12 protein-coding genes and 1 pseudogene are annotated in these 12916 nt (G+C 43.3%); 12 read left to right on the forward strand and 1 reads right to left on the reverse strand.

All coding sequences use genetic code 11. The annotated features are described in order from the left end of the window. The first annotated feature begins 9 nt into the window (after positions 1 to 9). From ACBP55_RS09450 to ACBP55_RS09460, 3 genes are all read left to right on the forward strand, one after another. On the forward strand, positions 10 to 531 hold the full coding sequence (locus tag ACBP55_RS09450; protein WP_464651043.1) for a PRC-barrel domain-containing protein: 522 nt from the start codon (positions 10 to 12) through the stop codon (positions 529 to 531). A gap of 7 nt (positions 532 to 538) precedes the next feature. Further along, entirely contained in the window at positions 539 to 742 is a 204-nt protein-coding gene (locus ACBP55_RS09455; RefSeq protein WP_029196901.1) for a hypothetical protein, read from the forward strand. Positions 743 to 900: 158 nt separating this feature from the next. Then, a complete protein-coding gene (locus ACBP55_RS09460) occupies positions 901 to 1971 on the forward strand; it encodes an AI-2E family transporter (protein WP_029196900.1) in 1071 nt (356 codons plus the stop codon). A 204-nt stretch (positions 1972 to 2175) separates the two neighbouring features. Here ACBP55_RS09460 and ACBP55_RS09465 read toward each other — a convergent pair whose 3' ends face one another. Continuing rightward, a complete protein-coding gene (locus ACBP55_RS09465) occupies positions 2176 to 2421 on the reverse strand; it encodes a DUF3951 domain-containing protein (RefSeq protein ID WP_464651045.1) in 246 nt (81 codons plus the stop codon). A gap of 498 nt (positions 2422 to 2919) precedes the next feature. On the opposite strand from ACBP55_RS09465, the pseudogene alaS reads away from it, so the two are divergent. The 9 genes and pseudogenes from alaS to ACBP55_RS09510 all read left to right on the forward strand — a co-directional run bounded on the left by alaS (position 2920) and on the right by ACBP55_RS09510 (position 12790). Next, positions 2920 to 5548: pseudogene (gene alaS, locus ACBP55_RS09470) on the forward strand (alanine--tRNA ligase). A gap of 112 nt (positions 5549 to 5660) precedes the next feature. Next, on the forward strand, positions 5661 to 5921 hold the full coding sequence (locus ACBP55_RS09475; protein WP_028555746.1) for an IreB family regulatory phosphoprotein: 261 nt from the start codon (positions 5661 to 5663) through the stop codon (positions 5919 to 5921). A gap of 18 nt (positions 5922 to 5939) precedes the next feature. Continuing rightward, on the forward strand, positions 5940 to 6356 hold the full coding sequence (gene ruvX / locus ACBP55_RS09480) for a Holliday junction resolvase RuvX (RefSeq protein ID WP_029196898.1): 417 nt from the start codon (positions 5940 to 5942) through the stop codon (positions 6354 to 6356). A gap of 6 nt (positions 6357 to 6362) precedes the next feature. Beyond that, positions 6363 to 6671, forward strand: coding sequence for a DUF1292 domain-containing protein (locus ACBP55_RS09485; RefSeq protein ID WP_029196897.1), 309 nt, complete (start codon positions 6363 to 6365; stop codon positions 6669 to 6671). Next, positions 6668 to 6964, forward strand: a complete 297-nt coding sequence (locus ACBP55_RS09490; protein ID WP_029196896.1) for a DUF1292 domain-containing protein — start codon at positions 6668 to 6670, stop codon at positions 6962 to 6964. The genes ACBP55_RS09485 and ACBP55_RS09490 overlap by 4 nt, the downstream gene beginning before the upstream one ends. 89 nt (positions 6965 to 7053) lie before the next feature. Next, the gene (gene mltG / locus ACBP55_RS09495; protein WP_464653272.1) at positions 7054 to 8151 is read left to right on the forward strand and encodes an endolytic transglycosylase MltG; all 1098 of its coding nucleotides are present in this window, start codon (positions 7054 to 7056) and stop codon (positions 8149 to 8151) included. Positions 8152 to 8197: 46 nt separating this feature from the next. After that, the gene (locus ACBP55_RS09500; RefSeq protein WP_464651047.1) at positions 8198 to 9127 is read left to right on the forward strand and encodes a peptidase U32 family protein; all 930 of its coding nucleotides are present in this window, start codon (positions 8198 to 8200) and stop codon (positions 9125 to 9127) included. 38 nt (positions 9128 to 9165) lie between these two features. Next, positions 9166 to 10437, forward strand: a complete 1272-nt coding sequence (locus tag ACBP55_RS09505; protein WP_464653273.1) for a peptidase U32 family protein — start codon at positions 9166 to 9168, stop codon at positions 10435 to 10437. A gap of 187 nt (positions 10438 to 10624) precedes the next feature. Next, positions 10625 to 12790, forward strand: coding sequence for a methyl-accepting chemotaxis protein (locus ACBP55_RS09510; RefSeq protein WP_464651049.1), 2166 nt, complete (start codon positions 10625 to 10627; stop codon positions 12788 to 12790). Positions 12791 to 12916 lie beyond the last annotated feature (126 nt).

Below are 12916 nucleotides of genomic sequence, written 5' to 3' on the forward strand. Positions count from 1 at the left end.
GAATAAAACTTGCGCAAAGCGCATGATTTGATCGGACTTCCCGTTCTAACGGTAGATTCCGGTAAACAAATAGGTCAAGTTAAAGATTTGTTGGTAGGCCCTGATTGGAACATACGAGGTATCATGCTCGAAGTGAAGAATTGGTTCTCCTCCTTACGTTACATACCGTGGGAGGGAATCGTCGCTGCCGGAGAAGATGCCATTACCATACCGAACGAAACTGTCATTCGCGAGTTTGAGCATGTGGAAGAGTGTCATGCTTTTCTTGAAGGAAGCCGCAAAATTAAAGGTCTTCCCGTCATTACGGTGGGAGGGCACAAATTAGGCGTGGTAGAAGATGTTTATTTAAACCAGAATTGGGGTAAACAAATAGTAGGTTATGAATTGTCTGAAGGGTTTATTTCTGATTTAAAGGAAGGGCGAAGATGGCTTCCCATGCCGGCGTCGGCAACCAAAGGGGAAGATGCCATCATAGTGCCTGTACATTGCGCTCAGGAAGTAGAAGAACTCTTCGTATCCAAAGAAGAATAGGGTGAGCATTATGCGTTGTCCAAACTGTAATTCCAAAGATATTGGAAAAATCGGTTCCCATCAATTCTACTGCTGGGGTTGCTTTATTGAACTCAGCGTTAACGGAGATAAAATGTCCGTGTATCAAGTAGAGGAAGACGGTACGTTGAGTTCTTTGGATGATTTGTTTTTTGAGGAAGAAATTCCTCAAGTCCATGAACATGCCAATTAATCGTTAATACACATTACAAAACGTTATTTTTTAAGCGCAGCGGCGCTTAAGAAATAGCGTTTTTTTATTGTTTAGCTCATGATGTAACGGGTTAATTTGGACGGGTTGTACATATACTGTATGAGCGTATGTTATTTGGATTAACAGAGGTGAAGTGAATGGAACGTTTTTGGAAAAATAAATGGTTTGTTGGGCTTGTTTACCTCCTTCTTATTCTGGCAAGCTTATATATGCTGCTGCAAATTAAGCCTATCATGTTCAGCGTTTTTACCTTTATTAAAGCTATCTTGACGCCATTTTTTATAGCTGTGATTATTTCGTACATTTTAAACCCGATTGTGAATATTCTTAATCAGCGGAAAGTGCCAAGAACCATTGCTGTACTGCTTATTTATAGTGTCTTTCTCTCATCTTTGACCGTTATTATCATGAATATGACACCGATGTTTGTGTCCCAAATAGCGGAACTGAATGAGCATATGCCGCAAATGGCTATGCGTGCGCAGTCGATTGTCGATGGCTTTAATCAAAATCAACTGCTGCCTGACAGTGTGCGCAATGGATTTAATCATTCACTTACGAAGCTGGAAAATAGCATTTCCATGGCTATCTCGAATTACATGAATCAGATTGGAAATACCATCAATATGCTGTTCATCGCTTTTATTGTGCCGTTCGTGGCATTTTATATCTTAAAGGATTTTCAAATTATTGAGAAAACAGCCCTGGCTATCGTGCCTCGTGAGCATCGTAAGAAAACAATCAAATTGCTCATTGATATTGACACTGCTCTCGGTAATTATATCCGGGGTCAACTGTTAGTTTGCGTGATTATAGGAGTTCTTGCCTATTTGGGATATTGGCTTATTGGCATGCCATATGCCTTGCTGCTGGCTAGCGTTGTGGCGGTGTTTAATATTATCCCTTACTTGGGCCCTTTTTTTGGGGCAGCGCCGGCAATCATAATGGCATCAACGATCTCTCTGAAAATGTTGTTGTTCGTAGCCCTTATTAATTTAGCTGTGCAAATTCTCGAAGGCAACGTCATCTCCCCCCAGGTGGTAGGAAGAACGCTGCATATGCATCCTTTGTTTATCATTTTCGCATTGCTTGTTGGCGGGGAAGTGGCGGGTATTGTGGGATTAATATTGGCTGTGCCTTTCTTTGCCGTCATGAAGGTTATCATTCAACATGTTTTCCTTCACTATGTTCATAAGCCTACAACATGAGGTTTCATTAGGAGTGGACGCACAGAACCCCTCTGAGCCATGACTTGCGGGATCATGGTTCAGAGGGGTTCTGCACGAGGGTTGAGGATATGAAAGGTGTGGCCATGCGTAAACCAACGAATGGGCTACGGAATAAGTATAAAAATTCTTGGTATATTTCTTAGTTCGATAATGAAAATCATTATCATTAAACATAGTATACTTTCAGTGAGAATGATTGTCAACTGTGATTTTTAAATTTTTATCCTTATCGTCTCCTTGGTCGTCTTTCTCTTCTTTTTGCTCTTTTTGTTCTTGAAATTCTACTCGAGTTTGACCTGTTATATAGTCAAAAGGATTGTAACGGCTATCGGGTATTTCCTTTTTGATAAGAGTCTTGGTCATGATGTAGATGACTAATACAAAGATGGGTACGATTAACCCAAGTAGGATGAGGGTTGAGAAATCCAATTGACACACCTCCGAGAATCAAATAACAGAGACGAACTTAAGTTACATACGATTCCCTCAAAGGTTTGGTTGCACTAATATTCGTTACATGGGATGGAATTCAAGCCCAAAAATGCTTATGAATATTGACAGGGTACTAGCATATAGTTATAATTTGCCTTATCTATATCTGAATTGAAAGCGTTGATGAAACTTTAGTAAGCCATAGTCCATCGTCAGAGAGAAGGTTCCGCTAGAGCAGTGTTACTGCAAGTAGCGGCTGGAAGAACCTTTCGGTGCTAGGATGGCCCAAAGCTCGTTTCGGAGTGTGGATGAACTCCACCGGTTGGACCCGTTACAAATCCGCACAAGGAGATTGCGTTTGTTTCCTCTTGCTGTAAGCGAGGGTGAGCCGGATACAATAACCAGGGTGGTACCGCGATTATTCGTCCCTGTATGTTACAGGGGCGTTTTTTGTTTGTTTTTCAAACAATTGATAAATATGGAGGCTTGAACAAGATGAAAGCAAGTGAAATACGTTCCAAGTGGCTGCAGTTTTTTGCAAGTAAAGGGCATAAGGTTGAGGCAAGCGCTTCGCTCGTCCCACATAACGACCCATCCCTGCTGTGGATTAATGCGGGGATTGCTCCTTTAAAACCGTATTTGGATGGACGCGAAATTCCTGAAAATCCGCGGATTACGAATGCCCAAAAATGTATTCGTACCAATGATATTGAAAATGTAGGTAAAACACGCCGTCATCATACGTTCTTTGAGATGCTGGGGAATTTCTCCATTGGAGATTACTTTAAAAAAGAAGTTATTCCTTGGGCTTGGGAGTTTTTGACGGATCCGCAATGGATCGGCTTTGATCCGAATCGTATTTCCGTCACTGTGCATGAAGATGATGAGGAAGCTTTTGAAATTTGGAACAAACAAATTGGTATACCTGAAGAGCGTATTTATAAGCTCAAAGAAGATAATTTCTGGGATATTGGCGAGGGTCCATGTGGTCCTTGTACAGAGATTTTCTATGATCGCGGTGATAAATACGGTGATTTGTCTGATCCGGAATGCTGGCCAGGCGGGGAAAATGAGCGTTTTCTAGAAGTTTGGAACCTCGTGTTTACGCAATTCAACCATAATAAGGACGGCAGCTATACGCCGCTTCCTAACAAAAATATTGATACAGGTGCAGGATTAGAACGTTTCGCTTCGATTCTGCAAGATGTGGATTCGAACTTTGACACGGATTTATTTAAGCCTATTATTGATAAAACGTGTGAGCTTACCAGTGTGAAATATCATGTGAACGATGAACACGATGTTGCACTTAAAGTCATTGCTGACCATATCCGCACCGTTGCTTTCTCCGTTGGTGATGGCGTTCTGCCTTCCAATGAAGGTCGCGGTTATGTTATCCGCCGATTGCTGCGACGCGCTGTACGATACGGCAAAGTACTTGGACTTGATAAGCCATTCCTTCATAAGCTCGTGCCTACTGTTGGAGAAATCATGGGCGTTTACTACACGGAAGTTGTAGATAAACGAGAATTTATCGAGAAGGTCATCCGAACCGAAGAGGAGCGTTTCCATGAAACGTTAAGCGATGGCTTGATCATTTTAGCTGAGATGGTAGAAAAAACACGTCAAGCGGGCACGAATCAGATCAGCGGACCTGGACGCGTTCAAACTGTATGATACGTATGGCTTCCCCTTCGATTTGACCGAGGATTTTGCTTCTGAGAAGGGTCTAACGGTTGACCGTGCAGGATTTGATGCTTCCATGCAGGAACAGCGTGACCGTGCTAGAGCGGCCAGTCATAAAGAAGGCGGCATGAAGGTTCAAGGTGGACCGCTGTCTGAATTGACGATTAAAAGCGAATTTGTTGGTTATAATGAATTGGTAGTTACTGCTAGTATCGTGGCGATCGTTCATGAGAATGAACTCGTTGACATTGTCGGAGTTGGTGAGACCTGTCAGGTCGTATTGGATCGCACTCCTTTCTACGCCGAAAGCGGCGGTCAGGTCAGTGATTATGGTATAATTAGAAGTAACCAAGTGTCATTGAAGGTTGAAGATGTTATCAAAGCGCCTCATGGCCAGCACGTTCACAAAGTTCTTGTTGTGTCGGGTGTTCTTCGCAAAGGCGATTCAGTAGAAGCTATTGTTGCTGCCGCTGAACGCGGGGACATCATTAAGAACCATACAGCGACACATTTGCTGCATAAAGCACTTAAAGAAGTGCTTGGAACGCATGTTAACCAAGCGGGTTCTTTGGTTGAACCTGACCGATTGCGGTTTGACTTCTCGCATTTCGGAAGCATTAGCAGTGAAGAGCTGCAGGATGTAGAGCAGCGTGTGAACCGTCAGATTTGGAACAACACGAATGTGGATATTTCGCTCAAAGCAATCGCTGACGCGAAAGCCATGGGAGCTATGGCGTTGTTCGGCGAGAAGTACGGTGATATCGTGCGCGTTGTGCAGGTTGGCGATTACAGCTTAGAGCTGTGCGGCGGCTGCCACGTTCAGAATACGGGCCAAATTGGCTTATTCAAAATCGTCAGCGAGTCCGGTATCGGTTCAGGTGTACGTCGGATCGAAGCGGTGTCTGGTCGGAGCGCGTATGAATATCTTGATCAACAATTGCAATTACTGAAAGAATCTGCGGGCTTACTCAAATCTAATATTCAAGATGTACCTAAACGTGTGGAAGCTACGCTTCAGCAAGTGAAGGAACTGGCGCGTGAAAACGAGTCGCTGCGCAGCAAGCTTGGGCGAATCGAAGCGGGTTCTCTTACAGACCAAGTGAAGCAAATTGCTGGGGTTTCGGTGCTGGCTGCACAAGTCAATGCAGCGGATATGGATTCACTTCGCAATATTGTGGATGAGATGAAGACGAAGCTAGGTTCCGCTGTTATCGTACTCGGCGCTGCCACGGATGACAAAGTCAATTTGGTAGCTGCTGTCACGCCAGATCTTGTGACTAAAGGCTTCCACGCTGGTAAAATCATTAAAGAAGTGGCTCAGGCTGTTGGCGGCAGCGGAGGCGGTCGCCCGGATATGGCGCAAGCAGGCGGTAAGGATGCATCCAAATTGCAAGCTGCCTTGTCCGGAGTTGAAGGACTTCTTTCCCAATTTGCATAATTATTTTTCTGTGGGACAGGAATTTTTAAACCCATAGAGAATATAACCAGTATACATGGATTGATTTTCAATTAATTTGCAAAGGTATCACAAGGAAAGTGAGGTGCTCCTGATGAGTTCCATGGATAAAACGATGAAGTTTAACGTAAAGGCAGAAGAAATTGAGACATCGCCCAAAGATGTGTTATTAGCGGTGTACGATGCTCTTCAGGAAAAAGGGTATAATCCGATCAACCAGATTGTCGGGTACTTGCTTTCCGGAGATCCTGCCTATATTCCACGGCATAACAATGCTCGGAGCCTCATTCGTAAACGGGAACGGGACGAACTCATTGAAGAATTAGTTCGTGCTTATCTAGGTCAACACAAATAGAAGGAAAAGAGAACCGGCATGAGATGGATAGGCTTGGATTATGGGGACAAAACGATTGGTGTTGCAATGAGCGACGAGCTGGGTTGGACGGCTCAAGGGCTTGAAGTCATACATCGTCGTAAGCCTGGAGAAGACATCGCTCGGCTGGAGGCCATTGTCAAACAGTATGGTGTTACTCAAATCGTGGTAGGCTTACCCAAAAATATGAACAATACAATTGGGCCACGCGGCGAGCTTGCTATCGCATTTTCGCAAGAATTAGAGCAAAAACTAAGTGTACCTGTACACTTGTGGGATGAGCGGTTAACGACCGTAGCTGCGACACGTACACTTCTAGAAGCTGATGTGAGTCGGAAGAAACGCAAGCAGGTTATTGATAAAATGGCCGCACAGCTCATACTACAAGGTTACATGGATGCCAATATGAAGAGGTGAACGAACATGTCCAAAGAAGAATTGAATGAAGAACAACCAGAAATCATTTACATCCCGGACGATGAAGGCAACGAAGAAGAGTTCGAGGTTATCATGAAATTCGAAGTGGACGGTTCAGATAAGAAGTACATGATGGTAGTGCCGACTGACGGCGGAGATGAAGAATCCGATGAAGTTTACGCATTTCGCTACGAAGAGGATGATGAAGGCGAGGATTTGAAGCTGTTCACCATCGAGGATGAAGAAGAATGGAATATCGTTGAAGAAACATTCAACACCTTAATGGCAGAATTCGATGAGGAAGAAGAAGCATGAGTACGACGCCTTCTGACGTATTGCGCAAAACTTACGGGGATGATATTATTTTGTTTGATGAGCAAAATGAATCAACGGTGTATCATCTTCTTAAAGAATTCGTTTATGGAAATTATACGTATGCTGTTCTGCAATCCGATGAGCTCAAGAAGGAAGACGAGGTTGCTGTTTTCCGAGTGACGACAGATAGCGATGGGCAGTATGAATTGGAAACTATCGAGGACGACGATGAATGGGAAACCGTTTCGGAGCTCTACGACGAGATGGTATTTCCAAAAGAGGATGAATTGTAAGAAGCATACAACCGAGCGGAGCGCATCCGCTCGTTTTTGTTTGCTTTGGGGTATAAAGCAAAACTTTTAGGAGGATTATTGTGAACAAGATGCTTGAACAAGAGAATGAACAGAATAAGCCTAGACGAAGTAAGCTTAAGCTCATCCTTCTAATCTTTGGACTATTGCTGCTCATTATCATTGGAACTGCAGGCGGCATCGGATTGTATATCGCGAGTGCCCTCCAGCCTGTAGCTGCTTCAGAGCAAGAAGTAAGAGTTTCAATCCCACAAGGCGCGGGATCTTTGCAAATCGCCAAGGAGCTTGAGACGAAGGGACTTATTAAAAATTCTACAATTTTTACGTATTATTTAAAGGTGAAGAAAATGGGCTCCAGACTTCAAGCAGGCGAGTACAGTATGAAACCGGGCATGACATTTGAAGAAATGATTAATAAGCTGAATAAAGGGGAGACCGTGAAGGAAGAAGTCATCCGTATTACGATCCCTGAGGGCTATACCATTGATCAGATTGCAGCCAAATTAAGTGAGCAGACTCCTTGGAAAAAGGAAGTTTTTCTACAAATGACGGATGCGCCTGCTGGTTTAAAGGGAGAAGCGATCGCAACGATTCCTGATAATAAAAGCATCAAACATCGTCTCGAAGGGTATTTGTTCCCAGAAACATATGAGTTTAAGAAGGACTCAACGGAACAAGATTTCATTGAGCGAACACTGCAGCAGCTGGATAAGAAGCTGGCAACTCTTCCTCCAGACTGGAAGGACAAGCTCAAGGAGCGCGGACTTACCGTACATCAGATGTTGACCATCGCCTCTTTAATAGAGCGTGAAGTGGTTGTGAATGAAGAGCGTGCACTTGTATCCGGCGTTATTCAGAACCGGTTGAAGAAGAATATGCCTCTGCAAATTGATGCAACTATACAATATTTATTCGATAAGTCCAAAGAGAGATTGCTGGAGAAGGATTTACAAATACAAAGTCCTTATAATACGTATCTAAACACAGGGTTGCCACCGGGACCCATCGCTAGTCCGAGCCTAGCTTCGATGAAAGCAGCTATTTATCCGGAAGAGACGAAGTATTTATTTTACGTAACAAAGAAGGATGGAACCAAAGGGCATTTGTTCGCAGAAACTTTTGAAGAGCATAAGAAGAATATTGCAGAAAGCAAGAAGGCTGCGAATTAGGAATACGATCATTTGATAGGAAGCTGACAGAAGGTAGGGTAAGCAATTGAAAAAACCAGAGTTAGTAGTAAGCTGCAGCACTGTGGCAGAACTGAAAAGATTAATCGAAGCAGGCGCGGATGCGGTTATTATTGGCGAAGAGCGCTACGGCATGCGTCTGCCTGGAGAAGTGAAGCTGGAAGAAATGCAGGAAGCTGTGTCCTGGGCACATGAACAGAAGGCTAAAGTATATGTTGCAGTAAACAATATTTTCGACAATAATGCCCTCGAAGGGTTGTTTGATTATTTAGCTAAATTACAGGAGTACGGTGTGGATGCTGTCATTTTCGGTGATCCAGCGGTACTTATGACTGCCCGTCGTTTACCTAAGCCCCTAGCGCTGCATTGGAATGCAGAGATGACATCAACCAATTATGCGACTGCGAACTATTGGGCTAAACAAGGAGCTGCCCGTGTGGTTCTAGCCAGAGAACTAAATATGGAGCAGGTTTTGGCTTTTAAAGAGAAAGCCGAGTTGGCTATTGAAGTACAAGTGCATGGCATCACCAATATTTATCACTCTAAGCGTGAGCTTGTGAAAAATTATATCGAGCATCAAGGGAAAGATGCAGCTAACCAGGATCGTTCCATCGAGCGAGGGCTTTTCCTCATTGAACACGAACGCCGCGATCAGCGTTACCCTGTATACGAAGATAGCAATGGCACGCACATCATGAGTTCAGAAGATATCTGTATGCTGGAAAATTTACCTGAGCTTATGGATGGTCACATAGATAGCTTGAAAATCGAAGGTCTTTTGAAATCTTCTCTGTATAACGAAACGGTTGTGAGAAGCTACCGGGCTGTAATTGATGCTTATGCTGCTGATCCTGAAGGATATAGCTTTCAACAGGAATGGCTGGATGCGATAGTTAAGTTGCAAGATCCTGAACGTGAATTGTCATATGGGTTTTTCTACAAAGAACAGGTATATTGATAGAGGAAAGAAGGTGCGTTTTCGTGACGACGACAGCCATAGAAGCCCGTGCTAGAGGAAAACGTGTTAGGCTTAACAAACCGGAATTACTGGCTCCGGCAGGCAGTTTAGAGAAGCTGAAATTTGCGATCCATTACGGCGCAGATGCGGTTTACATCGGTGGTCAGAAGTATGGTCTCCGATCAAACGCGGATAACTTTTCACTGGAGGAAATGCGCGAAGCCGTAGAGTTTGCCAATCAATACGGGGCAAAAGTATTCGTAGCAACGAATATTTATGCTCATAATGAGGATATAGAAGGCCTTGATGATTATTTGAGAGGACTTCAAGAGGTTGGGATTTCTGCTATTATTGCCGCTGATCCAATTATTATGGAGACGTGCAGAAGAGTAGCGCCTAAGCTGGAGGTTCATGTGAGTACTCAGCAATCCGTTATGAACTGGCAAACCGTGAAGTTTTGGAAGGATCAGGGCATTGAGCGAGTTGTTCTAGCCCGCGAAGTCAGCATGGAAGAAATTGATGAGATTAAAGCTCATGTTGATGTAGAAATTGAAGCCTTCATACATGGGGCAATGTGCAGCTCGTACTCGGGCAGATGCGTGCTTTCTAATCATTTCACTGATCGCGATTCCAATCGCGGCGGCTGTTCGCAATCATGCCGCTGGAAGTACGATTTATTTGCCAAGGATCAACCTCTCTCTGCTCCTTTGGCCACGGATTTGCCTATGTTTGGCGAGGAAGATGATGCTTTCACGATGGGTTCGAAGGATCTGAGCATGATTGAACATATTGCGGAGATGATCGAATCCGGCGTAGATAGCTTCAAGATTGAAGGCAGGATGAAGAGCATTCATTATGTGGCTACGGTTGTTAATGCTTATCGCCAAGCCATTGATTCTTACTTTGAAGACCCAGAGCATTTCGAGGTCAACCCTGTGTGGCAGGATGAAATATATAAAGCGGCAAACCGACCTTTGAACACCGGTTTCTTCTATGAAGCACCCGGACATGAGGATCATATTTTTGAGCCAGAGGATAAAGTCGTTGGATTTGATTTTGTTGGTCTGGTAATGGGGTATGATGCTGAATCGGGCACAGCGCTCATACAGCAAAGAAATCATTTCAAGCCTGGCCAAGAAATTGAATTTTTCGGGCCGGATGGTACGCATTTTAAGCAAAATGTTGGCATTATACGAAACGAAGATGGCCAAGAGTTAGATGCAGCTAGACATCCACTTCAAATGATTAAATTACAAACGGAAAAGCCTGTAAAAAAATGGGATATGATGCGTAAGAAAACAGGAAAATAGTACCATGGAAACTTCCTCCAGACTCGAGTATATTGGAGAAAGTTTCTTTTTTTATTTATTCTAGATCGAAATTTGCAGGATAATGGTAAAGGTTGTCGAAATTATTAAAAAACGTAAAGTGAACCCTTTACATTCTAGTCCAAAAGTAAGATAAAGGCAGGAAGTAGAAACTAATGGCGGTGACAAAATGAAAGAGAAACTTCAAAGTATTCTAGACAAAGCAGTTCAGGCAATTCGTAATGTTCCGTGGGGGCGTATTGTAGGCGTGGCTAGCAAGAAATCAAGGCAAATGGGTTCGAGTGCTTTTAAAGAAATGAAGCAAGTCAAGGTAGAAAACCCTGTGAAGTCCGTAGGTATGAAGCTGTTTTTAATGTTTTTTGTAAGCATTCTCTTTTTCGTCCTTACTGTGGGTATGATTTCTTACTCGGTATCGAAAAATGTGATTAAGAACAAAGTGTCTGAATCCAGTCTACAAACTGTAACACAGGCCGGGCAAAAACTAGATTTCCTTTATCAAACTTTTGATGAAGTATCTCTGCAAATTATGCTTAACAAGGATCTGCAGGATTTGCTTGGGTCAATTCCTAACTTAGATCCTTCCTCTTACGAAGCTCTTGATGTTACTCGTCAATTGACAGAAAAATTGAATATCGTTACTTTCTCGAACAAAGCAATTAAAACGCTTCATCTTTACAGACCTGATGGTAAACTGATTGTCATTACAGGCTCTGGAGGAACGGCATTTAGCGACAATTCAAGCTCGAATGATTGGTTTAAGAAGATTGTTGAGAACGGTGGAAAAGTGACTTGGTTAGATAGTAAAGTCAAAGGGTATTCCAGCAGCTCGTCCAACACATTTGCCATTGGTCGTGTGATGAGAAATACACTTACGAATTCCACATCAGCCATTCTTCTCATAGAGCTTAACACAGATCTACTGACTAAAGAGCTAACTGGGATGTCATTAGGCGATGATAGTAAGGTTGTTATTACGAATGCAGGGAATAAATACATAGCTAATAAAGAAATTACGGAACTTGAAAAAGATTCTGAGATCAAACTGACGAAAGAACAGCTAGATGAAGAACACGGTTCTTTTACGACAAAAGACGATCACTTGGTTGCCTATTATAAATCGGCCGTATCCGGTTGGAATCTAGTTGGCGATATACCTGTGAGCTCACTTGTAAAGGATGCAAAGAAAATCTTCAACTATACGCTTCTAATCGCCTTGTTTGCGGCAATCGCTGCAGTACTAATTGGATTATTCGTAGCTAGAATGATCGGACGTCCTTTGATTAATCTGCGTAATTTGATGCAGCAAGGTGCTAAAGGAAAGCTTACCGTGCGTGCGAACTACAATTCGCAAGATGAAATTGGACAACTAGGTGCCAGCTTTGACGTGATGATGCAGCAGATTACTACCTTGGTTCAACAAACAAGCACTTCTGCTAAGGCTGTTTTCGAAACAGCGCAAGAGTTAACGAATTCCTCGAAGGTAACGGCCACAGCTGCAAGAGAAATTGCGGTGGCGACAGATGAGATTTCCAATGGTGCCGGAGGATTGGCGACGGAGTCGGAGAGAGGCAATGAGTTGACGTATCATATAGGCGAGCAAATGAAGCAGGTAATCGAAGCTAACCTCGAGATGGGAACAGCTGCTGCTGATGTTCAAAGCTCCAGTGAGCAAGGAACGAAGTATATGACTGAGCTTATTTCGAAAACGAACCTGACAGAAGAAATGATCCGCTCGATGGTTGATAAAGTCGATAATTTGAAAGACAGTACTCGTTCCATTCGTAAGATACTGGATGTTCTGAATAATATGACGAAGCAAACGAATATTTTGTCTTTGAATGCGACGATTGAAGCCGCACGTGCTGGTGCAGCGGGTAAAGGCTTCATGGTGGTTGCGGATGAGATTCGTAAACTAGCGGATCAATCCAGACAATCCATTGATGTCGTAGGTCAAATTACAGAAACCATCACGAAAGAAATTGATGAGACGGTGAAAGTGCTTTCGACGGCAACACCAATTTTCCAAGAACAAATATTAGCTGTAAAAGAAGCCGACACGATCTTCAAACAAGTAACGAACCACATGGGCGGATTCATTACACAGCTAAGTACGGTAAGTGATTCAATCTCCACTCTCGAGCAATCACAAGTCGTACTGTCCGATGCCATGACGAATGTCAGTGCGGTAGCTGAGGAATCCCTGGCTACATCGGAGGAAGTTGCTTCGTTGAGCTCAGAACAGCTTAGCATCAGCGACGGTTTAGTTAAACTGTCGGACAAGCTGGATCAGCTATCCAAATCGCTGAACGACACTTTATCCAAGTTCGAAGTATAGTCATCATAGAATACGTAGTCCACTCTCCATATTGGAGGGTGGACTTTTTTTGTTTTATTGAACTTTAACGTGAATCGGACAGTTTGACCAAGATCAGGAATGTCAATACTGAAAGCAATAGTAGTC

The organism is Paenibacillus sp. WG02 (genome assembly GCF_055396115.1).

Bases quoted from the DNA above. Each gene is read 5' to 3' on its own strand.
- ACBP55_RS09460 (WP_029196900.1), top strand. From the start codon at position 901: ATGGAACGTTTTTGGAAAAATAAATGGTTTGTTGGGCTTGTTTACCTC.
- ACBP55_RS09475 (WP_028555746.1), top strand. From the start codon at position 5,661: ATGAGTTCCATGGATAAAACGATGAAGTTTAACGTAAAGGCAGAAGAA.
- ruvX (WP_029196898.1), top strand. From the start codon at position 5,940: ATGAGATGGATAGGCTTGGATTATGGGGACAAAACGATTGGTGTTGCA.
- ACBP55_RS09485 (WP_029196897.1), top strand. From the start codon at position 6,363: ATGTCCAAAGAAGAATTGAATGAAGAACAACCAGAAATCATTTACATC.
- ACBP55_RS09490 (WP_029196896.1), top strand. From the start codon at position 6,668: ATGAGTACGACGCCTTCTGACGTATTGCGCAAAACTTACGGGGATGAT.
- mltG (WP_464653272.1), top strand. From the start codon at position 7,054: ATGCTTGAACAAGAGAATGAACAGAATAAGCCTAGACGAAGTAAGCTT.
- ACBP55_RS09510 (WP_464651049.1), top strand. From the start codon at position 10,625: ATGAAAGAGAAACTTCAAAGTATTCTAGACAAAGCAGTTCAGGCAATT.